General features: G+C 73.4%; 22 protein-coding genes and 1 pseudogene. 13 read left to right on the top strand and 10 right to left on the bottom strand.

The annotated features are described in order from the left end of the window. Window positions 1-7: 7 nt before the first annotated feature. Window positions 8-571: a TetR/AcrR family transcriptional regulator gene (locus ACXR2U_RS02565; protein WP_458823355.1), complete on the bottom strand. Its 564-nt coding sequence runs from the start codon at window positions 569-571 to the stop codon at window positions 8-10. A 38-nt stretch (window positions 572-609) separates the two neighbouring features. Next, window positions 610-1,368, bottom strand: a complete 759-nt coding sequence (locus ACXR2U_RS02560) for an SDR family oxidoreductase (protein WP_458823354.1) — start codon at window positions 1,366-1,368, stop codon at window positions 610-612. Window positions 1,369-1,452: 84 nt separating this feature from the next. Between ACXR2U_RS02560 and ACXR2U_RS02555 the strand changes: the two genes are divergently transcribed. Then, a complete protein-coding gene (locus tag ACXR2U_RS02555) occupies window positions 1,453-1,908 on the top strand; it encodes a MarR family winged helix-turn-helix transcriptional regulator (RefSeq protein ID WP_458823353.1) in 456 nt (151 codons plus the stop codon). A gap of 34 nt (window positions 1,909-1,942) precedes the next feature. On the opposite strand, the gene ACXR2U_RS02550 is transcribed toward ACXR2U_RS02555, so the two are convergent. Next, entirely contained in the window at window positions 1,943-2,854 is a 912-nt protein-coding gene (locus ACXR2U_RS02550; protein WP_458823522.1) for a zinc-binding dehydrogenase, read from the bottom strand. 273 nt (window positions 2,855-3,127) lie between these two features. Here ACXR2U_RS02550 and ACXR2U_RS02545 point away from each other — a divergent pair, with 273 nt between their 5' ends. Then, window positions 3,128-4,054: a LysR family transcriptional regulator gene (locus ACXR2U_RS02545; protein WP_458823352.1), complete on the top strand. Its 927-nt coding sequence runs from the start codon at window positions 3,128-3,130 to the stop codon at window positions 4,052-4,054. A 90-nt stretch (window positions 4,055-4,144) separates the two neighbouring features. Continuing rightward, window positions 4,145-4,840, top strand: a complete 696-nt coding sequence (locus ACXR2U_RS02540; RefSeq protein WP_458823351.1) for an alpha/beta hydrolase — start codon at window positions 4,145-4,147, stop codon at window positions 4,838-4,840. A 16-nt stretch (window positions 4,841-4,856) separates the two neighbouring features. Here ACXR2U_RS02540 and ACXR2U_RS02535 read toward each other — a convergent pair whose 3' ends face one another. Next, the gene (locus tag ACXR2U_RS02535) at window positions 4,857-5,408 is read right to left on the bottom strand and encodes a TetR/AcrR family transcriptional regulator (protein WP_458823350.1); all 552 of its coding nucleotides are present in this window, start codon (window positions 5,406-5,408) and stop codon (window positions 4,857-4,859) included. Window positions 5,409-5,557: 149 nt separating this feature from the next. Between ACXR2U_RS02535 and ACXR2U_RS02530 the strand changes: the two genes are divergently transcribed. After that, window positions 5,558-6,601 (top strand): cupin domain-containing protein, encoded by a 1,044-nt coding sequence (locus ACXR2U_RS02530; protein ID WP_458823349.1) that lies wholly within the window; start codon window positions 5,558-5,560, stop codon window positions 6,599-6,601. Window positions 6,602-6,657: 56 nt separating this feature from the next. On the opposite strand, the pseudogene ACXR2U_RS02525 reads toward ACXR2U_RS02530, so the two are convergent. Further along, window positions 6,658-7,539, bottom strand: a pseudogene (locus ACXR2U_RS02525) (LysR family transcriptional regulator); the annotation flags it as partial. 121 nt (window positions 7,540-7,660) lie between these two features. Between ACXR2U_RS02525 and ACXR2U_RS02520 the strand changes: the two are divergent. The 5 genes from ACXR2U_RS02520 (at window position 7,661) to ACXR2U_RS02500 (ending at window position 16,133) form a co-directional block, all read left to right on the top strand. Beyond that, window positions 7,661-8,497: an alpha/beta fold hydrolase gene (locus ACXR2U_RS02520; protein ID WP_458823348.1), complete on the top strand. Its 837-nt coding sequence runs from the start codon at window positions 7,661-7,663 to the stop codon at window positions 8,495-8,497. A gap of 37 nt (window positions 8,498-8,534) precedes the next feature. Then, complete coding sequence (locus tag ACXR2U_RS02515; RefSeq protein WP_458823347.1) at window positions 8,535-11,381, top strand: helix-turn-helix transcriptional regulator; 2,847 nt, start codon at window positions 8,535-8,537, stop codon at window positions 11,379-11,381. Window positions 11,382-11,469: 88 nt separating this feature from the next. Then, window positions 11,470-12,447, top strand: coding sequence for an alpha/beta hydrolase (locus ACXR2U_RS02510; protein ID WP_458823346.1), 978 nt, complete (start codon window positions 11,470-11,472; stop codon window positions 12,445-12,447). After that, a complete protein-coding gene (locus tag ACXR2U_RS02505) occupies window positions 12,444-15,113 on the top strand; it encodes a helix-turn-helix transcriptional regulator (RefSeq protein WP_458823345.1) in 2,670 nt (889 codons plus the stop codon). The genes ACXR2U_RS02510 and ACXR2U_RS02505 overlap by 4 nt, the downstream gene beginning before the upstream one ends. An 84-nt stretch (window positions 15,114-15,197) precedes the next feature. Next, window positions 15,198-16,133, top strand: a complete 936-nt coding sequence (locus ACXR2U_RS02500; protein WP_458823344.1) for a Dyp-type peroxidase — start codon at window positions 15,198-15,200, stop codon at window positions 16,131-16,133. A 38-nt stretch (window positions 16,134-16,171) separates the two neighbouring features. Here the strand turns inward: ACXR2U_RS02500 and ACXR2U_RS02495 are convergent, their stop codons facing one another. Beyond that, window positions 16,172-17,125 (bottom strand): alpha/beta hydrolase, encoded by a 954-nt coding sequence (locus ACXR2U_RS02495; RefSeq protein ID WP_458823343.1) that lies wholly within the window; start codon window positions 17,123-17,125, stop codon window positions 16,172-16,174. Window positions 17,126-17,281: 156 nt separating this feature from the next. On the opposite strand from ACXR2U_RS02495, the gene ACXR2U_RS02490 reads away from it, so the two are divergent. Further along, complete coding sequence (locus tag ACXR2U_RS02490) at window positions 17,282-18,061, top strand: MIP/aquaporin family protein (protein WP_458823342.1); 780 nt, start codon at window positions 17,282-17,284, stop codon at window positions 18,059-18,061. A gap of 31 nt (window positions 18,062-18,092) precedes the next feature. Beyond that, on the top strand, window positions 18,093-18,716 hold the full coding sequence (locus ACXR2U_RS02485) for an alpha/beta fold hydrolase (RefSeq protein WP_458823341.1): 624 nt from the start codon (window positions 18,093-18,095) through the stop codon (window positions 18,714-18,716). On the opposite strand, the gene ACXR2U_RS02480 is transcribed toward ACXR2U_RS02485, so the two are convergent. From ACXR2U_RS02480 to ACXR2U_RS02470, 3 genes are all read right to left on the bottom strand, one after another. Continuing rightward, entirely contained in the window at window positions 18,644-19,384 is a 741-nt protein-coding gene (locus ACXR2U_RS02480) for a hypothetical protein (RefSeq protein ID WP_458823340.1), read from the bottom strand. The two genes, ACXR2U_RS02485 and ACXR2U_RS02480, sit on opposite strands and share 73 nt — an antisense overlap. Before the next feature lie 116 nt (window positions 19,385-19,500). Next, complete coding sequence (locus tag ACXR2U_RS02475; RefSeq protein WP_458823339.1) at window positions 19,501-22,443, bottom strand: glycoside hydrolase family 3 C-terminal domain-containing protein; 2,943 nt, start codon at window positions 22,441-22,443, stop codon at window positions 19,501-19,503. Between the two features lie 370 nt (window positions 22,444-22,813). Continuing rightward, window positions 22,814-23,404: a TetR/AcrR family transcriptional regulator gene (locus tag ACXR2U_RS02470; RefSeq protein ID WP_458823338.1), complete on the bottom strand. Its 591-nt coding sequence runs from the start codon at window positions 23,402-23,404 to the stop codon at window positions 22,814-22,816. A 77-nt stretch (window positions 23,405-23,481) separates the two neighbouring features. On the opposite strand from ACXR2U_RS02470, the gene ACXR2U_RS02465 reads away from it, so the two are divergent. After that, window positions 23,482-24,207, top strand: coding sequence for an SDR family oxidoreductase (locus ACXR2U_RS02465; RefSeq protein WP_458823337.1), 726 nt, complete (start codon window positions 23,482-23,484; stop codon window positions 24,205-24,207). Between the two features lie 4 nt (window positions 24,208-24,211). On the opposite strand, the gene ACXR2U_RS02460 is transcribed toward ACXR2U_RS02465, so the two are convergent. After that, window positions 24,212-25,276: a threonine aldolase family protein gene (locus tag ACXR2U_RS02460; protein WP_458823336.1), complete on the bottom strand. Its 1,065-nt coding sequence runs from the start codon at window positions 25,274-25,276 to the stop codon at window positions 24,212-24,214. 342 nt (window positions 25,277-25,618) lie between these two features. Here ACXR2U_RS02460 and ACXR2U_RS02455 point away from each other — a divergent pair. Continuing rightward, a partial coding sequence (locus ACXR2U_RS02455; protein ID WP_458823335.1) for a leucine zipper domain-containing protein occupies window positions 25,619-25,890 on the top strand: 272 nt, incomplete at its 3' end.

Here is a 25,890-nt window from a genome sequence, read left to right as displayed (position 1 = left end):
CACGTCGTCAGCGGGCCATCGAGAGCACGTCACGGACCAGGCGTCGGGCGAAGGCGTCGTCGACCTCCAGGGCGAAGGCGACGTGGTGGTAGATCGGCGAGATGACGTGGTCGAGGACCTGCTGCACGGTGGGTGTCGCCTCGCCGCGTGCTCGCGCGCGTCGCACCATCTGCGCCGCCTGCGTGCGGCGGGTCTCCATGACGGGGCAGTGGGCCACGAGGTCCACCCGTGCGGCGACCATCGCCCGCAGGTACCTCGACCGGGCCGGGCGGCGGACGTCACGGGCGATGACCAGCGCCCACTCGCGCAGGTCGCGGGCGATCGACCCGGTGTCGGGGGCCGACTCGTCGTCGCGGGTCAGTGCGGCCACGGCGACCTCTTCGAGCAGGACGTCCACGGTCGACCAGCGCCGGTAGAGCGTCGTCGGGTTGACCCCGGCGCGCTCCGCGACGACAGGCATGGTGATCCGGTCGGCACCCTCGGCGACGAGTTCGCCCACCGCGGTGTGGATGGCGTCGAGCACCCGCGCGTTCCGGCCTCCGGGCCGGCTCCCGACGCCGGCAGCGGACACGCCCCGATCTTAGGCACCGCGGTCCCCGACCGACGTCGTCACGACCGCCACGTCCTCGCCGGGGTGTCTGCGCCGAGTCGCTGCAGGACGGCATCGGCACCCTCGGCGTCGTGCAACTCGATCGTCTGGCCCGGCAGGTCCGACCTCGCGGAGACCGCCACGGCGGCTGCGCCCACCTGCTCCGAGGTCACCCACGAGGGGTCGGGAGAGTCGGACCCGCGGGTCGCGACCGGACCGAGGACGAACGCGAACACGCGCGTGCGATCCCCGAGTTCCGCGGCGGCGACGCGCTGCATCATCAGCAGAGCGGCCTGCTCCATGCTCACGAGCCCACTACCCGGCACCGGCCACGACGACGACTCGCCCGTCACGACCGTGTACGCGCCCTCGGCGCCCAGGCGGGGAAGTGCCGCGCGGAGCACGGCCATGTGGGCGGTGGCGAGGCCGGTGAACGCCGAGTCCCAGTCCGCCTGGTCGATCTCCCAGAGGCGTCGACCGGCCCACCACCCACCGATCGGGGCGACGACGTCGTCGACGCCGCCGAGTCGGCTCTCGACCTCGCCCGCGAGCGACTCGGCTCCGGCGAAGGTCGTGTAGTCGTGCTCGAACAGGTGCAGGTTCCCGGTGGCGGCGTTGCCGAGCACGGCGCGGAACTCCTCGGCGCGCCGAGTGGAGCGGGTGGGGACGACGACCTGCGCCCCCGCGGCGAGGAAGTGCCGCACAACGCCCTCTCCGACCCCGCCGGTACCTCCGGGGACGAGGACACGGCGTGCCGTCAACTGCAGTGTGGTGGTCATGTGAGCTCCTCCGTGAGCAATAGTTGGTGACACCAACGAACGTACCTCGAGATCGTTGGTCAGGCCAACTGTTAGGCTGCGGCGGTGAGTGACGCGCCCGAGCCCCGACCACCGGAACGCCTGCGGGCGCTGGCGTCCTGGCAGACGAACAAGGTGTCGACGCTGGGGGCACGGCTGACCGCGCAGCGCATGCCTCTCGGCGCGCGGACCGAGTTCGCGGTGCTCGCGGCCCTCGAGGAGTCCGGCCCGCTGAGCCAGGCCGACCTGGGCCGCCACCTGGGTCTCGACCGCAACGACGTCAACGCCGTGGTCAACCGACTGCAGGACGACGAGCTGGTGGTGCGCAAGGCTGATCCGACCGACCGTCGACGCAACCTCGTGACGCCCACGCCCCGCGGACGACGGCACCTGGAACGCCTGCAGGTGCACGCCGATGCCGTACAGGACGAGTTGTTGCGGGGCTTGGCTCCATCGGAACGGCGGCAGCTGCAGGCGCTGCTCGACAAGGTGTTGTCCGGTCACCCGGCTCCGTCGGCCTGACGCCGGGTCTGCTCCTCCCGTCTGTCCAGCTCGGTCACCGCACGTCGAGCACCACCTTGCCGAGCACCTGGCGTGCGAGCAGCGCCCGCACGGCCGCCTCGTGGTCCGACCAGTCGGTGCGCAGGCCCACGTGCGGGTCGAGAGCGCCCTCGGCCAGGAGGCCGACGAGGACCGCGAGGTCGCCGGCGCTGCGGTCGCCGCGGCTGGTGATCTCCAGTCGGGTGCCGCCGGCGCGGCGTCGCTCGGCCTCGAGGTCGAACACGAACGGTGCGCCGGACGCTGATCCGACGGCGTGGGCGCTGCCACCGGGCTGCAAGCGGGCGTACGCCCGCGCGAGGAGCGGCCCGCCGACGGTGTCGACCACCGCGGCGAGGTCGTCGGTGAGCCCGGTGAGGTGCTCGCCGTGGACGATCTCGTGCGCGCCGATCTCCCGCAGTCCGTGGGCGCGTCCGGGGGTGCCGACCGCGGCCACGACCTCGGCTCCCATCCGGGCCGCCAGCTGGACGGCGAACCGCCCGACCCCGCCCGAGGCGCCGGTGACCAGGACGCGACGGCCCATGAGGTTGCCCGCCGCCCGCAGGGCCCGCAGGGCGGTCACCCCGGCGACGGGGAGGGTGGCCGCGTCGCCGAGGTCGACGTGGTCCGGGACCGTGGCGAGCTCCGCCGTCGACACCGCACGTCGGGTGGCCCACGCCCCGCGCCACCCGAAACTCACCACGCGGGTTCCCACGGGCGGGCCGGTGCCGTCGGCCGCGGCGGCCACCACCACGCCGGCCGCGTCCCACCCGGGGATCTCGCCGGCGCCGAACATCTCGTGCAGGTAGCGGGTCTCGCCCGCGTTCAGGGAGACCGCCTCCACGGCGACGACGACCTGGTCAGGTTCCGCGTGTGGGTCAGCAGCGTCAGCCGTGAGGCGGAGACCGTCGGGGGAAGCAGGATCGACCACCAGCGCTCGCACGGCCGTCACACCTCCGATCCGGGGGAGTGGACGCCACTGCGGACCAGGCTGAGGGCCGCGTGCCCTTCTGCGACCAGACGCCGTGTGAGGGGGCGACCGATGAATCCTGAACCACCGGTGACGAACACCGTTGCCATGCCCCGATCTCCTGTCGTCTCGCGCCGACCCGCGGCCGACGCTCCGACCGGTTGAGCGTCGCCACGTCCCGGGAGCTTCCCTCCAAGCCGTTCATGGTTTAGGGCTAGACCATAGAATTCGTCGATGACTACCTTGCGCGCCCTCGAGTGTCTGGTCGCCGTGGCCGATGCGGGCTCCATCACCGAGGCCGCGCGCGTGCTCCACCTGTCGCAACCGGCCGTGTCGCACCAACTCGCCGAGCTCGAGCGGGAGGCGCGGACCTCGTTGTTCCACCGTGGCCGGCGCGGCGTGACCCTCACGCCGGCCGGCGCTGCCGCACTCCCACCCGCCCGCCACGCACTGGAGTCCGCCGCGGCCGCGGTGCGGTCCGCCCGGTCGGTGGGAGAGGGTGCGACCGGTCGGTTGCGCGTGGCGTGCGCGCAGAGTCTCACCGTTCCGCTCATCGCGCCGGTGGTCCGGCAGTGGCACCGCAGACGTGCAGGCGTGGACGTCGTGCTGCGTGAGTCCGCGATCGTCGCCGAGTTGCTGGGATGGGTTGACTCCGGGGCGGTCGACGTGGCCGTGATGCCGGAACCCGTTCCGGCGGGCTACGGGAAGGCCTTCGTGACCGACGAGGAGATCGTGGTCACCGCGTCGCCCGACCATCCGTTCGCCGCGAGGGACACGGTGCGGCTCCGCCAGCTGGACGGGGAACCGTTGGTGCACTTCGCGGTGGACAACGGCCTGAGCGCATGGCTCGACCGTGCGCTCACGGACGCCGGAGTCCGACCGGAGGTCGTGATGCGGACGACCATCACCTCGGCCGCGCCCCAACTCGCTGCTGCCGGGATCGGCATCGCGGTCACCCCGGTGAGTGCGGTGAGCGCGGGTCTTCCGGGCACGGTGCGCTCCTTCCGGCCGCGGTGGACCCGCGTGGTGGTCGCGGTCACGGCGTCGACACCGGACGCGCTGACCGGCCGGTTCGTCGAGGACCTCCGCACCCGCGGCCTCCGGGTGCCCCGCGACATCACCCGCAAACTCACGGACGTCGCCACCGACCGCACGCGCTGACACCGGGCTCGGCTCCCCGCGGGTTTTCGCGTAACGCGCGGGGTGTCTAGCGTCGATCGGACGTGATCGGGACGACGGCGGGGGTTCGGGATGCGGGTGGTGTTCGTGCACGGGGCGTGTGTCCGTGACGGCGCGTGGTGGTGGGGTCCGACCGGGAACCTGTTGCAGCAGCGGGGGATCGTGAGCGTGACGCCGGCGCTGCCGAGTTGCGGCGAGACGGGAGTCGCCCCGGGGGCGAGCGGTCCGGGTCTGGCGGAGGACGTCGCCGTGGTGCGGGAGGTGCTGCTCGGCAGCGACGAACCGACGGTGGTGGTGGGGCACAGCTACGGCGGGACCGTGATGACCGAGGCGGCGGCGGGGGTCGGGACGGTCCGGCACCTCGTGTACGTGTCGAGCTACCTGCTCGAGGTCGGGCAGAGCCAGTCGGAGTTCGGCGACGGAAGTGTGCCGCCGTTCCTCGACGTCGACCCCGCGGCGGGCACGTTCGGCGTCCGGCCCGGGCTGCTGGTCGAGACCTTCCTGCAGGACTGTCCGCCCGACGTCCAGGCCGGAGCCTCGGAACACCTGGCCCGCCAGAACCTCGCGGTCCTCGGCACGCCGGTCGGCGCGGCCGCGTGGCACGACGTGCCGACCACCTACGTGGTGTGCGGGGACGACCGGGGCACGCCCGCGGCGGCGCAACGGGAGTTCGCCCGCCGCGCCGACCGGGTCGTCGAGTTCCCGACGGGCCACCACCCGTTCCTCTCGCAGCCGGCGGCGGTGCGCGACCTGCTGCTCGAGCTCTGATCGCGCCGCCGGCTGGTCAGGCGGGCGCGTCGAAGGTCGCCACGAACTGGTCGAACGCCCGCTGCGTGCGGGCGGCGTCACCGGTGGCGTCCAGATCCATGAGCAGACCCCGGATCACCGCCAGCACGAGCGTGGCGAGTTCGGGTCGTCCGATGGTGCGCAGGCCCTCCTCGAGCGGCGGGAACCAGTCGGTCGTCGCAGCCCGGCGGAAGCCCGGCGTCCACTCACGTTCCGCTCCGGCGCGCCACTGCCCGAACAACTCGATGAACGGCTGCCCCGTCGCGCCGGCGATCGAGGTCCAGGCCCGCCGCAGGGTCGTCGGGTAGGGCTGGTCGGGACGCACCTGCAGGAGGTCGCCGAAGACCCGGAGCTGACGTCGACGGGCCTCCTCGAGGATCTCGCGCACCAGCGCGTCGCGGGTGCCGAAGTGGTAGATCAGCATCCGGGGCGACGTGCCCGCGGCGACAGCGAGCGGACCGAGGCGGTCGGGCAGACCGTGCGCCAGGGAGTGGTCCGTGCACGCGTCCAGCAGATCCCGACGGATCTGTGGTTGCGGTCGTCGGCCCACCGCGCCATCCTCCCGCGTGCTCACGGTCCCGGCCCGATCGACGTCGCCGATCGATCGGTCACGAGTCGGTCTTGGACGTGATGCGTCCGCGTCGCGCACGGTGGACGGGTCGCGCCGACGCGCGGGCCGGACGAGGAGCGGAGCACCCGATGAGCAGGACACCGTCACGACACGTCGCCAACCTCCGGGACCGGGCGCCCGACGTCACACAGGGCGGCAGCAGCCTCACCGCGCTCGACACGGCGTCGTTCCCCCTGCTCGACGGCGTGTCGGTCCGCCGGGTCGTGCTCGCGGCCGGGACGGCGATGGAACCGCGGTGGCAGGTCAACGCCGACGAACTCGGGTACTGCCTGAGCGGCACCGCGCTCGTCACCATCTTCGGCAACCAGGAGGAGTACCAGCGGTTCAGCCTGGCCGCCGGCCAGATGTACTTCGTGCCGACCGGGGTGATGGTGGCGGTCGAGAACGTCGGCGACACCGACTGCGAGATCCTCGCGGCGCACACCAGCGGGGACCCGCGGCAGATCGGCCTGCGCGCGGGTCTCGCGGCGTTCAGCGACGCGGTCGTCGGCAACACCCTGGACGTGGACGAGGCGGTCCTCGCCCACCGCACCCACGCGGTCGTCGACGAGGTGTTCGTCGAGGTCGCGTCCCGCGCCACCCTCACCGCCGACGACGAACGACCGTCTGCGTACAAGTTCGACGTCGAGGCCATGGCCGCACCCGTCGCCACCGCGTCGGGAACCGCGAAGACCGCCCGCAAGCAGTTCTGGCCGGCGCTCACGCACATCTCCATGTACTCGCTGACCGTCTCCGACGAGGGCATGCGCGAGATCCACTGGCACCCGTTCACCGTCGAGGTGGGTTACCTCGCCAAGGGCCGGGCACGCATGAGCATCCTCGACCCCGACGGCACGTTCGACACCTACGTCCTCGAGGTCGGTGACGTGTACGTCGTCCCGCGCGCCTACCCCCACCAGATCGAGGACCTCACCGACGACGGCGACATCCACATGCTGATCTTCTTCGACCAGCCGACGCCGGCCGACATCGGTTACCGCGCCGCGTTGAGCACGTTGCGACCCGGACTCGTCGCCGCGCTGATGTCGTTGCCGGTCGACGACGTCGTGACGTTCCCGTTCTTCCCGAGTGACCCGCTGCTCGTGGAACGGGTCAACCCGGTCGACGCCTGAACGGCGATCTCCGCGAACGCACGCGTGGTGACCGAGAGCGACGTGCGCGAGGACGTCGCCAGGGTCAGGCTCGTCGTCACCGGAGGTCCGTCGATCACCACGGTCGACAGGGCGTCGCCGAAACCGAGCGCTCCGAACCACGACGGGGGACAGACGGTCGCGAACGCGCCGCTCGCCACCTGCGCGACCAGCCCGGCGACCGTCGAGTTCTCGACCTGTGGCCGCAGCCGGGACCCCGCCGCGGTCGACGCGTCGTCGACGAGCGTCCGGACCGGGTGTTCCACCGGCGGCAGGCACAGCGGCACCCGGTCGAGAGCGGCCCAGTCGCACGCCGCGTCGAGCGACCGGAGCAGGCCCGTGGGCCCCACGACGGCGAGGCGCTCGCGCGCGAGGACAGCGACCCGGCGCCGCGCACCCGCGGCGGTCGCCGCGTCGACCACCACCGCGTCGAGTTCGAGCCGGTCGAGTCGGTCGAGGACCTCGTCGCACGAGCGCCCGGTCACGACGTCCACGCGAGCACTCCGGTACTCGTCGCAGAACCGCCCGATGATCCCCGCCGCGGCCACCGACGCGCCGTCGGTCACCCCGAGCCGCAGATGGCCGGTGCGGCGGTGCCGGGACGCCGTCAACTCCTCGCGCAGCGTCGCGTGGTCGGCGAGGATGCGCCGCGCCCAGAACAGGACTCGCGCGCCTTCGTCGGTCAGCCCCTCGAACACGTGACCGCGGCGGACGAGCGGCATCCCCGCCTCGTGTTCCAGCCGGGTGATCGCTCCCGACAACGCCGGCTGCGACACGAGGCAGCGTTGGGCCGCCCGTGCGAAGTGTCGTTCCTCCGCCAGTGCCACGAAGTACTCGAGCTGTCGCAACTGCACACGGGTTCCCGTCGTCGAGGTGCATCGGCCGGAGGGATGCTGCCCCGCTCCGGCCCACCGGTGCATCGTGCAACTGACTGCACGGTCGGTCCCCGGTCCGCTGGGGCAGTCACCGTACGGAAGCCGACGGTCGGTCACCCACGACAGCATCGACGTCGTCACTCCTACCGACACCCGGAGGCCCACCATGCCGTTCGTGACCACAGACGACGACGTCGAGATCTACTACAAGGACTGGGGAAGTCCCGAGGCGCAGCCCATCGTGTTCCACCACGGGTGGCCGCTGTCCTCGGACGACTGGGACGCGCAGATGCTCTTCTTCCACGCCCACGGCTACCGGGTGATCGCCAGCGACCGTCGGGGACACGGACGGTCGACGCAGGTCGGCACCGGCCACGACATGGACCACTACGCGAGCGACGTCAACGCCGTCGTCGAGCACCTCGACCTGCAGGACGCGATCCACATCGGGCACTCCACGGGCGGCGGCCAGGTGGCGCGGTACGTCGCCCGGTACGGCGAACCGCAGGGCCGCGTGGCGAAGGCCGTCCTGGTCTCGTCCGTGCCCCCGCTCATGGTCCAGACCGACGCCAACCCCGACGGCACCCCGGTGTCGGTGTTCGACGGGTTCCGCGCCGGCCTCGCGGCCAACCGGGCCGAGTTCTACCAGGCCGTCGCGGCAGGCCCGTTCTACGGCTTCAACCGGCCGGACGCGAAGGTCTCGCAGCCGGTGATCGACAACTGGTGGCGTCAGGGCATGACGGGCAGCGCGCTGGCCCACCTCGAAGGCATCAAGGCGTTCTCCGAGACCGACCAGACCGAGGACCTGCGGGCCATCACGGTGCCGGTCCTGGTCACCCAGGGCGACGACGACCAGGTCGTGCCCTACAAGGACGCGTCGTTGAAGCAGCACGACTTGCTCCGCAACTCCGTCCTCAAGATCTACGAGGGCTACCCGCACGGGATGCTGACGGTCCACGCCGACGTGATCAACCCCGATCTGCTCGCCTTCATCCAGGCGTAGAGCGGGCCGTCAGCGTCGTCTCGGGCATGCTGGGCCGGTGCCGACCGGTCCGCGCCTGCGACGGTTGGCCGGGCGCGCCGACGACATCGACCTCGTCACCCGTCACGTCCTGCGGGCCGCGGCGCCGTTCCGGACCCTCACGGCCGACCTGGCGGAGGTGTCCGGCGCTCCCGTCCTGCTCCTGGGTGACGCGGGGGTCGGCAAGTCGGCTCTGCTCGCGGACGTGGCGCGCCGAGCCGCCGACGAGGGGTTCCGGGTGCTCTGGGTCAGCGGGACCGAGCAGAGCGCGGCGGCCTCGTTCGGCGGTCTCGGCCGGCTCCTCGGGCCGGTCCGGGACCAGCTGGACGAGCTCCCGCCCGGGCTCGGCGGCGCGCTCGCAGAGGCGCTGCAGTGGGGTCCCGGGGGAGTCGGCGCGCCCGACCACGCTCCGGAGGGCGCGGCGTCGGACCCGTGGCTCGTCCCGCACGCCGTGTTGACCGCGCTGTCGCGGGTGGCGGAGGACCGACCGGTCCTCGTGGTCGTCGACGACGTCCACGAGCTCGACAGCGGGTCACGTGACGTGGTCGCCGCCGTCTGCCGGCGCCTCTCGGACAGCGCCGAGGAGGGCCTCGCGATCCTGTTCGCCCAACGGGGTCAGGTGCCGCTCCCTGCGCTGGTCGGCGTGTGCGACGTCGTCGACCTACGGCCACTCGGCGCGTCCGACGCCGGGGCGCTGCTCGACGACGTCGACCCGTCGGTGACGGGACGGGCGCGGCTGGAGATCCTGCGCCTCGCGGCGGGCAACCCGCTCGCGCTGGTCGAGCTGAGCCGCGCCGTCACCCAGGGCGAGGCGCTGCCCCGAGCGGGGGATCCGATGCCGGTGACCGACGCCGTGCGGCAGGTGTTCGCGCGGGACCTGACGCGCCTCCCGGCCGAGACCCGACGCGCGCTGCTGTTGGTCGCCTGCGGTGAGCACCGGCTCTCCGTGCTCGAGTCACCGGCAGCCGGGGTGCGACCGGAGTCGTGGGAGCCCGCCGAGCTCGCCGACCTGGTGACCACCCTCGGTGGACAGGCCCGCTTCCGGCACCCGCTCATCCAGGCGCTCGTCCACGACGCGGCCAGCGCGACCGAGCGGCGGGTGGCGCACGACGTCCTGGCGGGAGCGTTGGCCGACGAGCCCGGCCCCCAGGCGTGGCACCGCAGCGCGGGCGGATCGGCGCCCGACGACCGCACCGCCGCGGACCTCGAGGGGTTCGCCGCCGAGCTCGGGGCGCGGGGCGACGCTCTCGCCGCGGCGACCATGCTCGAACGGGCCGCCGCCATCACCTCCGACACCGAGGTCCGCGCGCGCCGGCTGCTGATCGCGGCGGAGCACGCGGGCGGGACCGGGTCGGCCGTGTGGGTCCGCGAGCTCACCGACCAGGTGCGGCTCCTCAGCCACGACCGCGACCTGCGAGCCGGAGCCGCGGCCCTCGCCGGCTGGTCCGCCGCCATGGACGGACGTCACCGGGCCGCGCTCGACCTGGTGCTGTCGGCGGCCGACGACATCGTGGTCGACGACCCGGGTCGCGCCGAGGACCTCCTCGGTACCGCCGCGCTCCCGGCCTACAGCACCGGCTCGGACGACGCCCTCGGGCGGTACCGCCGGACGTGGTCGAGCATCGACCCGGCGGCTCGCTCGGCGACGGCCCGGGGCGCGCTCTGGACGCTCTGGACCGCCGCGGTCGCCGTACCCGACGCCGACCTCGCCGCGCGCGTCGACGCGGTCCCTCCCGCACCCGGACCTCTCGGCACGCCCGAGCAGTTCGCCACCGCCGCCGCGGTGGGGGCCGCCTCCTACGTCCTCGACCGGACGGAGCAGGCCGTCGCCCACCTGACACCCGTCGTCGACACGATCCGTCGCGGCGTGGTGTTCACCCCCGCGTTGACGACGTTCGCCGCGCTCGGGTGGGCGCTGCTCGACGCCGGCCGCCTGCAGCGGGCCGCCGAGAACGCCCAGGAGGCGTCGCGCGTCAACGCGGTCGCCCGCCTGCGTCTCGTCGACGCCGTCGCCCGCGTGCAGCTCGCGGTGGTCGCGGGCCTGCGCGGCAGCGACGACGCCGACCGGGCTCTCGCGCGCGCCGACGAGTTGGTCGCGGAGTGCCAGGACCACGCCCTGGAGGTCCACCTGGCCTGGCTGCGTGGTCGGGTGGCGGACGCGACCGGCGACGTGGAGACGTCGTGGGCCTGGATGCGGTCGCTGTTCGACGCGGACGGTCGTCCCGTTCACCGTCACCTGTCCAGTCTCGCCGTCGCCGAGGTCGTCGCCGTCGGACGCCGCGCGGGCCGGGGCGACGAGGCCCGGGCGCTGGTCGCCCCGGTGCTCGCCCGGTCCGGGTGGCGCTCCGCGCGGCAGCAGTGGGTCGAGGCCCGGGTGGGTGCGCTCGGCCGCGACGACGCGACCGCTGCCGTGGACTCGCTCGCAGCCCTGCTCGACGCGGACCTGAGCCGGACGTGGCCCCTCGAGAGGGCGCTCGCCCTGCTCGAACTCGGGGAGCTCCAACGCCGCCTGCGCCGCCACGCCGAGGCGAAGGCGGCCCTCGCGGAGGCCGCGGCCACCTTCGCCCGGCTCGGTGCCCGTCCCTTCGAGGACCGCGCCCACCGCGGGCTCCGCGCGGCCGGTGTGAGCGTCGGCCCGTCGCACCGGGACCCGCTGGCCGAGTTGACCGCCCAGCAGGTGCAGATCGTGCGGATGGCGGCCGCGGGACTCACCAACCGCGAGATCGGGCAGGCGTTGTTCCTGTCGCCGCGGACCGTCGGATCACACCTGTACCGCTCTTTCCCGAAGCTGGGGGTGGCGTCGCGGGCGCACCTGCCCGGTGTCGTCGCCGCGTGGGACGCGGTCGACGCAGGTGCAGTCACATGACGGTGGTCCGGGTCGACGTCGTGCGGGACCCTGGAGCGGACGGCTCGGACGGTCGTGAGCAGATCGGAGACGGGTTCCCGTGGGCACGGTGACGCTCGACCCGCTGGTCCGCACGCTCGTCGAGGGAGCCCGCCACCCGCCGTACCTCTACGAGATGGGGTCCGCCGACGGTCGGTGCGCTCTCGCCGAGATGCAGACGGCGCCGGTGCCGACGTCGGGAACCCGCACCACGTTCCGTGTCCCGACCCGCGACCACGACCACGTCACGGTCCACCTCCTCGAGCCGGAGCACCCGCGGGCCTCCCCGTCGCCCGTCGTCGTGTACGCCCACGGTGGCGGCTGGTCGATGGGCGACTACCGCTCCCACGCCCGGTTCGCGCACGAGGTGGTGCGCCGGTCGTCCCTGCCGGTCCTGTTCGTCGAGTACGGACTCACGCCCGAGACCCGCTACCCCACGCCGCTGCACCAGCTGCACGACGTCGTCGACTGGGTCCAGGCCGGCGGGTTGGGCTCCGGCGTCGACACGACGCGGACCGGACTGCTCGGCGACTGCGCCGGGGCGACCCTGTCGGCCGCGGTCGCCCTCACCCACCGTGGCGTGGAGCCGCTCGCGGCGGTCGCGCTGCTGTACCCGTTCTCCGCTCCCGACGACGCGGACGGGTCGGGCCGGGAGTTCGGCACCGGGTACGCCCTGCGGATGGCGGACGTCCGCCACCTGTGGCGTGAGTACGTCCCTCGGCCGTCCGCGCGCACGGAGGTCGGCGCGTCGCCGCTGACCGCCGTGACCGACCGACTCGCCCACCTCCCCCCGACGCTGGTGGTGACCGCGGAAGCCGACGTGACCCGCGACCCGGCCGAGGCGTTCGCGGCCAGGATCCGGGCCGCCGGCGGGGACGTCGTCTGCACCCGCTACCTCGGCACCATCCACGACTTCGCCGTCCTCGACGCGCTGCGGCGCACGCCGTCGGCACGCAGCGCCGTCGTGCAGGCCGCCCGGTTCCTCGCCGACACCCTCACCGCGGACACCGCTGTCCACGCGGGACGCGACGACACCCGCTCGCCGTGACACTCGCCGCGGACGTCGCGAGCGTCTGCCACCGCGTGCCCGCTCCGGTGGCCTGCTGCGGTCCGGACGCTGCGGCGGCCGACGCACTGACGCGCCTCGACCACCGCGGCTGGGACCGGGCCGCGGTGGTGCTCGTCGGTGGGCGCGGCTCGGGGCGCACCGGCGTCCTCCGTCAGGTCCGTGAGCAGGCCCGGCGACGCGGCGTCACGGTGTCCACCCAGCTGTTCGGCCGGCCGAGGTCGGGCGCGTGGTCACCCGAGAGCGACCTGCCCGGATCCGAGCGTGTGCTGCTCGACGCGGCGGTGTCGCGGCTGCGGGCGATGAGTGCCACGGCGCCGGTCCTGCTCGTGCTCGACGACACCTGCCTGTCCGGCGACGACGTGCACCGGTTCGTCGGCCGCCTGCTGCAGGTGCTCCCCGCCCGGGTGTCGGTCCTGCGGGTCGCGACCACCGACATCGACGGCCGGTCGAACAGGCTCCCCGGTCCGACCCACCGGGCGGAGGAGGTGGTGACGGTCCGGCCCTGGTGTCAGGTCCACGCCGCGCGCCACCTCGACCAGCTGGCCCGACCGCCCGACGGGGTCGTCCGGCTGCGGTTGCTCGCCCAGGCCGCGGGCAACCCGCTCGCGCTGACCGAACTGGGACGCCGGGCCGCCGACAACCCCCAGTGGGCCCACCCGGGCGTGCCCCACATCCCGCTTCCCCGGCACCTCGTCGAGACCTTCGCGCCCGGGCTGCCGGAACTGCCCTCGGCCACGCGCGAGCTGTTGGCCGTCGCCGCCGCCGTCCGCGGCGACCTGCGTGTCGTCGGCGCGGTCGTCCCCGACGTCGACGCGGACCCGGGGTGGGTGACCGCCCGCGACGACGGCTGGCTCCTGGTCCGGGGTGGGCGGGTGCACTTCCGTCACCCGATGCTGCGGGCTGCGGCCTACCACGGGGTCAGCCCGTCCCGGATGCGGCTGCTCCACGGCCGCATCGCGGCCGCCCTCGCCGCGGACGACCCCCGAGCGACCTGGCACCGCGGCGCGGGGCGCGTGGGCCCGGACGAAGCGCTCGCCGCGTACCTCGAACACACGGCGACCCGGCTGACCTCCCTCGGTGCGCCGAACGCCGCCATCGAGGTCCTGAGCCTCGCGGCGGCGCTCACTCCCGACCCCGGCGACCAGGCCCGTCGACGACGTGCCGCGGCGTGGAACGCGCACGCCATCGACGAGCCCGCCTGGGCGCGGCACCTCGTCGGGGCGCCCGTGCCGCCGGAGCCCGAGCCGGAGCCGACCGGGCGGCGGTACCTGCGTGTCGAGACCCTCGCCGAGGCCACCGACGACGTCTACCGCACCGGTCGACCCGCCCGGCCCGGCGTGCTCCGGCAGCTCGTCGCCCGCCCGCCCGCACCCACGCTTCGTCCTCTCCCCGAGGCGGCCACCCCGACCGGCGTCGACGGCGTCGACGCCGCCCTCTGGTTGTGGGCGTCGGCGCTGCTGGACCCGGCGACCCACCAGGAGGCGGCGGCCGCCGTCGTGCAGGACCCCCACCTCACGCGAGCGCTGGCGCAGGTCGCCGGGGCCACCACCGTCCCGCGCACGGCCCTCGACCGTGCCGTCGGCAAGGCCGCGCTGCTCCTCGACGAGACCGCTGTCGCGATCGAGCGTCTGAGCGCGGCAGCCGACTCCGGCCGCCGGGCGGCACCCGAACGCGACGCGGCCGAGGCGTTGGTCTGGGCGCTGTCGGACGCCGGTCGCCTGCGGGACGCCCTCGCCTGGGCGGAGCGGATCGCAGGCTCGTTCCCCCGCACGGTGCGGGACCGGCCGGCGACCGCGGCGCGGGTCGCCGTGGAGGTGGTCGGCGGCTGGATGTCGTCGGAGCCCGCCCCGGGGTTCCGGAGTGCCAGCGCCCGGTTCGACCCCCTCGAGGAGCCGCAGCTCGCCGTCCGACTGTGGCGGGCCGAGGGCGCGGCGGCCGCGGCCGCCGGTCGTCACGACGACGCGTGGCGACACCTGCGGCAGCTGTGGTGGTCGGACGGCACTCCGCACCACGCGGTGCTCTCCGATCTGGCGATCGGCGACCTCGCGGCCGCGGCCGCGCACACGGGACGTGTGGAGGAGGCCCGGTCGCGGGTGGTGGACGTGGCCTCCCGGCACGGCGACGGTGCGTCCCTGCGCCTGCGCCTCGCGTTGCACCGGGCCCGGGCGCTGCTCGCCGAGGACGACGCGGCGGAACACCACTTCCGGCTGGCGCTGGTGCACCCGGGAGGTGCGACCTGGCCGCACGAACGTGCGGTGGCCCGCCTCGACTACGCGGAGTGGTTGCGCCGGGCGCAGCGACCGGCGGATGCCCGGCCCCAACTGCGCGCGGCGGTCGCCGCCTTCGAGGCGGTCGGGACGCCGAGCTGGGCCGAGCGCGCCGGCCACGAGCTGGCCGCCGCGACCGGTCCGCGCACCCCGACGCACGGACTGGGGGTCTTGACGTTGCAGCAACGCAAGATCGCCGAGCTGGCCGCCGGAGGCGCCACCAACCAGGAGATCGCCGACCAGCTGTACCTCTCGGTGCGCACGGTGACCACCCACATGACCCGGGTGTTCCGCAGCCTCGGGATCGAGCGCCGCATGCACCTGCGCGACGCCCTGCGCGCCCTCGACCGGGAGCAGGGCCTGCCACTCGACGGGTGAGGGGGTGTCGAGCAGTCGGATTGCGGACGCGCGTGGGCGGGCCGCTCGAGACGCTGGGCTCTCCGACGACGGCAGGAGATCCCGGTGACCACCACCGCCGAAGCGCAGCCGGTGCTCGCTCCGCTCACCGACGCCGCCCTCTTCCTCACCGTCACCGTCGCCCCGGGCGGCGAGGGCGCGGTCCGCGACCTGCTCGGGGACGTCGGCGGCGTGATCCGCACGGTGGCCTCGCGGCTGCCGGAGGGGCGACTGTCCTGCGTCGTCGGCATCGGCTCCGACCTCTGGGATCGGGTGTTCGCCGGTCCCAAACCCCCGGAACTGCACCCATTCGTGCCGCTGGACGGTGCACGGCACCACGCGCCGTCGACCCCGGGTGACCTGCTGTTCCACATCCGGGCCGAGCGGGCCGACCTCTGCTTCGAACTGGGGCGGCAACTGGTGACGCACCTCGGCAGGTCCGCCGCGGTGGTCGACGAGACCCACGGGTTCCGGTCCTTCGACGAGCGGGACCTGCTCGGGTTCGTCGACGGCACCGAGAACCCCCACGGGAACAAGGCTTTCCGCGCGGGTGTCATCCCGGAGGGGACGGCCTTCGCCGGTGGCAGTTACGTCGTCGTGCAGAAGTACCTGCACGACATCGAGGCGTGGACGGCACTCACCGTCGAGCAGCAGGAACGGGTGATCGGCAGGGGGAAGGCCGACAACGTCGAGCAACCCGACGACCGGAAGGCACCCGACTCCCACCTGCGGCTCAACACGATCGTGGACGCCGCGGGGCAGCAGCAGCAGATCGTCCGCGACAACATGCCCTTCGGGGAGTTGGGCACGAACAGCTTCGGCACCTGCTTCATCGGGTACTGCGCGCGCCTGGACACGATCGAGGCGATGCTGCGCAACATGTTCCTGGGCCTCGGCGACGCCACGCACGACCGCATCCTCGACTACTCCCGCGCCGTGACCGGCGGAGTGTTCTTCGCGCCGGCCCTGGACTTCTTCGACGAGCTGCCGCCGCAGCCGTGAGAGCGTGACTCAGCGCGCGACGCGCACGAGGGCCTGACTCAACGCAGCACGTGCACGAGGAACTGGGCGGCCTGGTCCAGGGCCGCCCTCGCCGTCGAGGTGTGACGCAGCGCGTCGGCGGTCACGAAGTCGTGCACGGCGCCCTCGTACCGCACGGCGGTGACGCGGACGCCGGCTGCGCGGAGCGTGGCCGCGTAGGACTCCGCCTCGTCGCGGGTCGGGTCGGCGCCGGCCGTGACCACCAGCGCGGGCGGGAGGCCGACCAGGTCCTCGGCCCGCGCCCGTCCGGGTGCGGCGGTGAGGTGCCGGATCCGGTCCGGTCCGGCGTACCGGTGCCAGCAGTGGTCCACGGTGTCGCGCCGGAGACCCAACCCCTCGGCGAACGTGCGCGCCGACCCCGTGTCGGCATCCGGGGTGGTCCAGGGACAGAGGAGCAGTTGCCCGGCCAGGGTCGGACCCGAGCGCTGTCTCGCGACGAGCGCCGCCGCAGTCGCCAGTGTCGCTCCAACCGAATCACCCGCCACCGCAACACGTTCCGGGTCCAAGCCGAACGCGGCACCGCGCTGTCGCACCCACTCCAGGACGGAGTACACCTGCTCGAGGGCGACGGGGAACCCGGCCGCCGGGGTCACCGTGTAGTCGACGACGACCACGGCGCAGTCGGCCCGGACCGCGAGCTCGCGGGCGATCCGGTCGCACGTCGCGAGCCCGCCCGCGACCCATCCACCGCCGTGCGCGTACACGACGGCGGGCCACGGCGGTGCTGCCGACTCGTGCGCGGTCACGGGCCGGACCAGGCGGACCGTCAGCGCCTCGTGCGGACCGCCGCCCGTGTCGACGTCGAGGACGTCCGCGACCGGGCGCGGGGTGTCGCGGGCGAACAGCGCGTCGTAGGCGCGGCGGAACGCCTCCGGCGACCGGGCCTCGGCGACGGCCGCCTGCTCGACGAACCGACGCGTCGTCGCATCGAGGACGACACGCTCCTCGCTCAACGCGGTCCTCCTCCGGACGAGATCCTGCAGGGATCGAACCGGGCTGCGGCCCGGGCGGTCATCCGCAACCTGACTGACTCCCGGCCCCGGCAACCCCGCGACGAGCAGTCGATCGGCGGATGCGACGTCCGGGCGGCCTCGACCACGGTGGCGTCCATGACCACGACCGCGTCGCGAGGTGTGGGGGTCCGCCCGGGCCGCGAACGCCTCTGGTTGCTGCACGGACACTCCGCCGACGGCAACCCCCTGCGGCTCCACGCCGCTGAACTCGTCGGGACCGCCGGGCTCGTCCTGACGATCACCGCTGCGGCGTCGTCGGCCGCCCTCACGCCCGAGCCCGCGTTCGGGTCGGTCACCGTGCCCCTCGCGGTGGCGTTCGCCCAGGCGGTCGTCATCGTCGGGCTGGGACATCTCAGCGGTGCGCACGTCAACCCGGCCGTCACGCTCGGGCTCGCCGTCGGGGGTCGGTTCCCCTGGCGCCTGGTCCCCGGGTACGTCCTCGCGCAGGTCGCGGGCGCCGTCGGCGGCGCGGCGCTCACGTGGGCGTTCCTCGGAACACGGGCCCGCACGGTGGCGCACTTGGGGGCCGTCGCCCCGGCCGGCACCAGCAACGCCGGGCAGGTGTTCGCGGTCGAAGCCACGGTGACGTTCGTGCTGGTCCTCACGGTGGTCGCGGTCGCCACCGACCCGCGTGCGGTTCGCGCCACCAGCGCCGTCGCGATCGGTCTCGCCCTCGGAGCGGGCGCACTCGTCAGTGGTCCGGTGAGCGGCGGGGGCATCAACCCGGCGCGCGCCCTGGGTCCGGCGATCCTCACCGGCCGCTTCCCGTGGGGGTGGGTCTACGTCGTGGCGCCGCTCGTCGGTGGCGCGCTCGCGGTCGTCGTGTACGACCGCCTCCTGCGCGCCGCCACCGCGCCGGGGGAGCCGGCGACGTGATCGCACGGGCGCGAGTGGCGGACGGCGCGGGATGACCCTGATCGACGTGGGAGGCGACGCCGACGGGCCGAACACCCTGCGGTACCGGCTCCTCGGGTCGCCCGTCCGGGGTGAGCGGGCGGCCGTGGTGCTCGTGGCGTCGGCCGCCACGCCGCACCGGACGCCGGAGCAGGACGCCGAGTGGCTCGGTCGGTCAGAGGTGCCGACCGTCCTGTTCCACCGGCGTGGTGCGGTCGGGTCGGCGCCGCTGCGGGAGCACCACGACGACCGGTTCCTCGCCGACGACCTCGACGTGGTGGTCACCGCTCTCGGCATCGAACGGTGCGTGCTCGTCGGGTACGGCGTCGCTGCCCGCGACGCGATCACCTTCGCCGTGGCGCACGGCGCGGGTCGCGTCGTGGGGATCGCCGCCGACCTCGCCGAGGAGTGTCGGCGCTCCGTCGAGGGACTGCGCCCGGGCGACCGTCCCCGTCGCACTCCGGGCCGACCCCACGCGGGGCCCGCGTGCGGTGTGACGTTGGACGGGCTTCCCGACGTCGATCCGGTGCCGTGCGTCGTGCTGCACGCGTGTGGCCGGTCTGATCAGGCGTTCCCCGCTCGGATCCGCGTGCTCGGGGACCTGCTCGCGTCGACGAGTGCGGTGACGGCGCGGTAGCGGCGCTCCTGGTAGCGCAGGTGCGCCGCGACGAGGGCGACCGCCGTGACGGCGCCACTGCTCATCACCACCGACGGGTGCACGTGCGTGGTGTCGACCAGGACCGCGACACCGGCGGCCGCGACGATGGAGTTCACCACGGCGATGCCCGAGGACACCGTGAACAACAGGCTGACCCACGTGCGGCGCCGACCGATGTCGAACATCTCGTTCGCCGCCGAGGCGACGTCCGGCACCACGAAGTAGTCCGCGGCGTCAGGGACGAGTTTGCGGTACAGCTGTCGGATGTTCTGGATCGCGGCCAGCGCGGCGATGTCCTCGAGGGACGTCTCGACCAGTCGTTGGTAGGTGAAGACGCCGAGGATGACGACCACCGGCATGACGGTCGCGAGGTAGCGGTCGGCGTAGGCGGTCCTCGACAGGAAGCCGAAGGCGACGAGCGTGCTGGTCAACGTCGTGAGGTACAGCGCGGCCCGGCTCGAGGACTCGTTGACCGTGACGCTGCGGGCGGACTGCAGCACGAACTGCTCGGTCATCAGCGCGTTGAACAGCGCCTGCGGGCGGTCCGGCAGTTCCTCGATCCAGCCGTCGCCCCTCGTCGACATCGCGCTGTTCGTGGTGGTGTCGTCACCGACGGAGGGTGCGGGTGGCCCGGTTGGCGTGGACATCGCGGGCCAGTCTGGGTGTCCGGGGCGATCCCTGCGTCCGTCACCTGACTGCTCCGTACGGGTGCCGGGCCGTCCCGTGGACGGCCCGGCACCCGGCGGTGTGCGACGCGTCGGTGCTAGACGCCCGATCCGGTGACGACGCCGATGCTGAACAACCCGACGCTGGACAGGCTGGGCAACGTCACCGACGCGACCGTCTTGCCCGCCCTGATCGGGAGTTCCTGGCCGAACAGGGTGACCTGCCGGGCGAGCGGTGTCGCCGTGCTGCGCTGGTTCCACGGCACCGTGGTGAGGGCGACGGCACCTGCCGGCGGGGTCGGGACGGTCCAGTCACCGAGCGACAACGTGCCGGTGCTGGTGGTGCCGTCGGTGTAGGTGACGGTCACCGTGCCCGTCGCGGCCCCCCGGGTCGAGGCGCCGACCAGCGCGAGCGCGGTTCCCCGCCCGGTCAGCGCGATCGTCTGACCGCCGGCGGTGAGGGCGTTGTACGTCCCCGGCGCCGCCGTCGGGAACGTCGTGGTGCCGCCGTCCGGGAACCGGATGCTCGCCCCCGGACCGAACCCGTTGGCCGCGAGCGCTTCGGCCGAGTAGCTGTCACCGCGGCCGTCGAAGTTCCCGGCGTCGCGGTTCGCGGTGGTCGTGGTGCCGACCACGGTGGTGGCCGCAGCGAGGGTGCGGAAGGGAACCGTCACCGTCACCGCCTGCGTCACCGAGAACCGCTTGCCGTCGACCAGACCGGTCAACGTCATGGACACCCGGTTGTTGCCCGGTGTCGCCGTGGTGGGCGCCGTGACACGGAACGTGCGGGTCACCGTCGCGCCCTTCGCGGGCGATGCTCCGGCCGAGGACGGGGTCGCCGTCCACCCCTTCGGTCCCGTTAGCTCCACCGACCCGTTCTTGACCGCGAAGTCCGAGACGTCGGAGACCTTCGCCTTCACCTGAAAGGACGACCCGGTCGCGACCGTCGCGGGAGCCCCGCTGAGTGCGAGCCGGACCGGACCTGTGCTCGACGTGACGTCGTAGTCGGCGGCCAGCGGTAGCGAGGCCGAGGAGTCCCCGACGGCGAAACGGTAGGACCCGTCCTGCACGGTCCACGCCTGCGCGCCTTCGTCCCAGTAGCCCAGTTGCTGGGCCGGGACGTTCACCGTGACCTTGGTGCTGGTCCCCGGCGCCAACGTGACCTTCTTGAAGCCCACGAGCTGGTTCGGCGGCGAGGTCGCCAACGTGTTCGGCTTGGTCAGGTACACCTGGCCGACGTCGGAACCCGTGACCGCGCCGGTGTTCCTGACCGTGAACGAGACCGAGACGTTCGCGCCCGACGTTCCGTACGGCTGACTCAGTCGCAGGTTGGAGAACTGGAACGAGCTGTAGGACAGGCCGTACCCGAAGGGGAACACCGGGGTGACCCCGTGGTCGTTGAACCACCGGTAGCCCATGTCCAGACCCTCGGAGTAGTCAACGGTGCTGCCGTCACCCGGCCACTGCGCGACCGTGCTGGTGGGCGACTGCTCGATGGACGCCGGGAACGTCAGCGGCAGCTTGCCACTCGGGTTGACATCGCCGAACACCAACGACGCGAGGGCGTTGCCGCCCTGCTCGCCACCGAGCCAGGCCTCCATGACGCCCTTGACCTGCGGCAACCACGGCATGAGCACCGCGGCGGAGGTGTTCATGACGACGATCGTGTTCGGGTTGGCCGCGGCGACCGCGGAAACCAGGTCGTTCTCGTTGCTGGGCAGCGAGAGGTCGGCCGCGTCCCGTCCCTCGTTCTGCACCTTGTTCACGAACACGATCGCGACGTCGGCCGCGGCGGCCGCCGCGGCGGTGTTCGCGGTCGGACTCGTGCTCGGGTCGTAGGTGGTGGTGGTGCCGGAACCCGCACGGGTGGCGATCGCGGTGTGGGCGAGCGGCGCGCCGCTGGAACCGGGTGTCGTGCCGGAGTTCCGCAACAGGGTGTCGTCGCCGAACATCGCGATCGAGCCGACCGAGGTCGAGGAGAGCGGGAGGACGGCGTCGGTGTTCTTCAACAACACCGTGCCGTTCTGCGCGATCTTCAACGCCGCGGCCTGGTGCTCCGGGGTCGACGACGGGGTGCTCACCGTTCCGGTCTTCGGGCTGTCGACCAGCCCGAACTGGAACTCGCTGCGCACGATCGGCCGGACCAGGCCGCTGAGTTGGCCGTCGGTGACGTAGCCCTTGGCGACCGCCGCAGCGAGTGCGGCGTTGTAGACGTCCGAGTCGTCACCGGGCGTCTGGATGTTGAGGCCGGCGTTGACGCTGTCGAGGGTCGTGCCGCGGTAGGCCGCGTTCCAGTCGGTCCCGACCCATCCCTGGAACCCGTTCTGCGCGTGGAGGATGTTGCTGAGGTACGAGCTCGAACACGCAGACTGGGTCGGACCGATCGAGGTGCGGGTGCCGTCCGCGTTCGTGGAGTAGGGATCGACCCGGTTGTAGGAGCACATGATCGCGCCGGGCTTCGCGTTCGCCACGATGTCGGCGAACTGGCGGGTGTAGAGCTCGTGCATCGTGCGGTCGCTCGCGACCACGGTGTCGGCCGGAGCCTGACGGTTGGTCTCCTGGTTGTAGGCCGCGTAGTGCTTGAGCTCGGCGATGACCCCGGCGGACTGGATGCCCTGCACGGTGCCGGTCCCGATCGCGCCGGCGAGCAACGGGTCCTCACCGTAGGTCTCGTCGGCGCGGCCCCAGCGCGAGTCGCGGACCAGGTTGACCGTCGGTCCGAGCAGGACGTCCACCCCGGTCGTCCGGGACTCCTGGCCGAGCACGGCGCCGTAGCTCTTCGCGAGGCTCGGGTCCCACGACGACGCGAGGACCTCACCGGTGGGCAGGTTGGTCGTGCCGGTCAGCCGCAGCCCGTTCGGGCCGTCCTTCATCGTCATCCGCGGCAGGCACAGCCGCGTGACCGCCGGGATGATCCCGGTGTAGCCGTCGGTGTTGTACGTCCAACCGCTCGCGCCGTGGACCAGCGAGAGCTTCTCGTCGCGAGTCATCAGGGAGACGACCGCGGCGGCCTTGGCATCGGCCGTGGCGGAGGAGCCCACCCACGGACAGGAGGACGACGGGTCGGCGGCCGCGGGTCCCGCGACCGCGACGGTCAGCGACGCCGCGGCGGCTCCGGCTGCTGCGAGGGCGATCCACCGCTGACGGGCGGATCCGGGGGCACGCGGTTCGGTGCGCGGGCGTGGGTTTCGTGGCATGGGCGACGTCGCCTTTCCAGGGAGGGACCCCGGCTGGTCGACCACGGGCCCGGGCCGCGCGGGGAAACCGTTAGTCGGACGAACCAACGGCTGGGCACAGGTTAAGTTCAGCCGACAATCAGCGTCAAGGGGGCGAATCGACCGCCCGATACCGCTGATATCCGGCGAAATTCGCTGGTGCCCGCCTCGCGTGGCAGCCGTCGGTGACGGGGTGCTACGGCGCGGGAGGCGTGAGGAAGACGCCGGCGGTGCCGATGCGGACCCGTCGCCGGGCGGCGGTCTCGTCGTCGCCGAACCGGTCGACCCCCCAGGACAACGTGGTGGCGAGCTCGAACACCTCGTCGGCGGTCACGGCGGCGTCGGCGTCACCGCTCGCCTGGGCCGCGACGAGCAGGTGCCGCGTGGTGACCAGCAGCGGGTGGCACGCCGCTCCGACCGGGGAGTCCGGATCGACGCTGGCCGTCGCCACGCAGTAGGGCAGGTCGTGCCAGATGCGCAGGTCCCAGGTCAGGCGGACCAGCCACTCGGCCAGCGCGGCACGGGGTGGGAGTTCCCGCGCCAGGGCCTCGGCGGCGGCCGAGGCGCTGGCGATCTCCGCGGCCATGACGGCGCTCAGGAGGTCGTCGCGGGTGGGGAAGTTGCGGTACAGCGTGGCGTTGCCGACCCCGGCGCGCACGGCGATGGCGTCGAGCGGCGTGAGCACGCCCTCGGTCTCGAAGGTCGCACGGGCCGCGGAGAGGATCGCGTCGCGGTTGCGCCGGGCGTCGGCACGCAGTGGGCGGTCCGTCGTCACCTCGGGCGTCACGGGCACCTCCTCGACAAGTGGGGACAGTCCCCATATGCTCCGATGTGGGGATCAACCCCACTTACCGAGGAGTGTAGATGACGGGTTCTCTGCAGGGCCGGACCGTGCTGGTGACGGGCGCGAACGGAGGTCTGGGCGAGCAGTTCGTCCGCCAGGCGCTGGAGCGCGGCGCGGCGCGGGTGTACGCCGGAGCCCGCTCGCCACGGGAGTGGGCGGACGACCGCGTCGTCGCGCTCGCCCTGGACATCACCGACCCCGATGCCGTCGCCCGGGCGGTGACGGCCGCCCCCGACGTCGACCTGGTCGTCAACAACGCGGCCATCGCGCCCGAGGGCGACTCGATCGCCGGGCCCGAGGACGAGCTGCGCCGCGTGTTCGAGACCAACTTCTTCGGCAACCTGCGGATCGCCAACGCGTTCAGCCCGGTGCTCGCGCGCCACGGTGGCGGCACGCTGCTCAACGTGCTGTCGTCCGCGGCGTGGATCAGCGTGCCGACCGCCTACGGCGCGTCGAAGGCGGCGATGTGGTCGGCCACCAACGCGTTGCGTCTGCTGCTCGGCGGCCAGGGCACGCAGGTGACCGGGCTGCTCGTCGGGATGATCGACACCGCGATGTCGAGCCGGTGGGACGTGCCGAAGACCAGCCCCGCCGACGTCGTGGCGCAGGCGTACGACGGGATCGCCGCGGGCGCGCTGGAGGTCCTCGCCGACGACTCCACCCGTGGCCTGAAGTCGCAGCTGAACCGACCTGCCGAGGAGTTCTACCCGTGGCTGCACGAGCAGTTGGCCTGGTTCGCGGCCTGAGCGCTCACTCCAGCAGCCGGGCGAGGACCTCCGCCACGCGGCCCGGTTCCAGGGCCGTCGTCGCGCGCCCGACCGGCAGCTCGCACCGCACGGTGCCCGGGTCGCCGGTCGTCATCGCCTCGGGCCACACCCACACGCCGTCGTCCTCGGCGAGCCGACGGGCTGCGGCGGTGAAACGCTCGGCCGTCGTGGCGAACAGCAGGTGCATCATCGGGGTCTGCGGCGGATCGGGGACCACCCGCAGACCGTCGACACCCGCGCAGGCGGCGGCGATCGCGCGCGCGTGCTCGAGCCGGGTCGGCATCTCGGCCAACCGGTCGGCGAGCAGGTGCCGTGCCGACGCCGCGAGCGGCCACAGCCCGTACAGGGTGCCGCCGAGCCGGTGGCGCCACTCGCGCACCTGGGCGACGACCTCGGCCGAGCCGACGACACAGCAGCCGGCGAGCGCGCCGATGCCTTTGTAGAACGAGACGTACGCGGTGTCGAACAACGCGGCGATCTCGCGCGGCGGACGGCCGTACCCCGCACCCGCCTCCCACAGCCGAGCGCCGTCGAGGTGGACCGCCGCCCCCCGGCCGCGCGCCCACTCGACCTGGTCGACCAGGTCCTCCCACGCGGGGAGCGCGCCGCCGAGGTCGCGTTGCGGGAGCTCGAGCAGCAGGGCCGCGACGGGTTCGGCGACGGCGTCGAGGTCGGCGACCGTCACCAGCCGGTCGCCCGCCCCGACGGCGCGTCCCTGCAGCTGGTGCAGCCGCGCGTGGGCCTCGCCCTCGTGGGTGGCGAGGTGGCACAGGGGGTGCCAGAGCACCGTGCGGGATACGCGCACGTCCGCGTGCACACGCAGGGTCGCCGCCTGCGCCATCGTGCCGCTCGGCAGGAAGACCGCGGCGGGGAAGCCGAGCAGCTCGGCCACCTCGGCCTCGAGGTCGGCGACGACCCCGCCCTCGCCGTAGGTGTCGGGCACCACGTCCGGGCTGATCGAGGTGAGCAGGGCGGCGGGTGAGCTCGGGCCGTCACCCGCCACGAAGACCGTGCAGCGGTCGCGCCGGGCGCGGGTCTCGTCGTCCACGCGCTGCAGTGTGGCAACCGGGACGGCAACCCGGTCACCCGACCGGCCGGTCTGTGGTGGTTCGGTCGCCTTGTCACTTCGTGCCCGAGTTGTGCACCATGAAGGAATGGTCCGGATCCCCCGCTGGACGTCCCCGCGGCGCTGCACCTGGTGCGGTGGTGCGCTCACCCGTCGTCGGACGTGGTGCTCGCCCCGGTGTCGGCGCGCGTGGTCCGACTTCTGGGAGCCCGGTACCTAGGTGTACTGACCACGGACGTTGGTGACGGCGTGGCGAGCTGACACGGCGAAGACCTCCGGGTGAAGTGCGAGCTGTCGAGGAACGCACACACACCGGAGGTCTTCGTGTCACACGGTAACGCCCTGCTCACCCCCCGCGGCCGGCTCCAGCTGGCGCGGTGCGTCGTGGACGATCGGTGGCCGCTGCGCCGGGCGGCGGAGCGGTTCCAGGTCTCGCCGACGACGGCCAAGCGGTGGGCCGACCGATACCGCGCCCACGGCGCTGGGGGCATGGGTGACCGGTCCAGCCGCCCGCACCGCTCACCCGGGCGCACACCGGCTCGGCGGGAACGTCGGATCATCGGGCTGCGGGTGACCCGCCGGTGGGGCCCGGCCCG

This window comes from Jatrophihabitans sp. YIM 134969 (genome assembly GCF_054456675.1).
This window is presented reverse-complemented; position numbering and strand designations above follow the sequence as displayed.

Excerpts from the sequence above, each read along its gene's own strand:
- ACXR2U_RS02480 (WP_458823340.1), bottom strand. The coding sequence starts at position 19,384 with ATGTCCACGCCAACCGGGCCACCCGCACCCTCCGTCGGTGACGACACC.
- ACXR2U_RS02520 (WP_458823348.1), top strand. The coding sequence starts at position 7,661 with ATGCCGTTCGTGACCACAGACGACGACGTCGAGATCTACTACAAGGAC.
- ACXR2U_RS02545 (WP_458823352.1), top strand. The coding sequence starts at position 3,128 with ATGACTACCTTGCGCGCCCTCGAGTGTCTGGTCGCCGTGGCCGATGCG.
- ACXR2U_RS02560 (WP_458823354.1), bottom strand. The coding sequence starts at position 1,368 with ATGACCACCACACTGCAGTTGACGGCACGCCGTGTCCTCGTCCCCGGA.
- ACXR2U_RS02485 (WP_458823341.1), top strand. The coding sequence starts at position 18,093 with ATGACCCTGATCGACGTGGGAGGCGACGCCGACGGGCCGAACACCCTG.
- ACXR2U_RS02465 (WP_458823337.1), top strand. The coding sequence starts at position 23,482 with ATGACGGGTTCTCTGCAGGGCCGGACCGTGCTGGTGACGGGCGCGAAC.
- ACXR2U_RS02530 (WP_458823349.1), top strand. The coding sequence starts at position 5,558 with ATGAGCAGGACACCGTCACGACACGTCGCCAACCTCCGGGACCGGGCG.
- ACXR2U_RS02490 (WP_458823342.1), top strand. The coding sequence starts at position 17,282 with ATGACCACGACCGCGTCGCGAGGTGTGGGGGTCCGCCCGGGCCGCGAA.
- ACXR2U_RS02540 (WP_458823351.1), top strand. The coding sequence starts at position 4,145 with ATGCGGGTGGTGTTCGTGCACGGGGCGTGTGTCCGTGACGGCGCGTGG.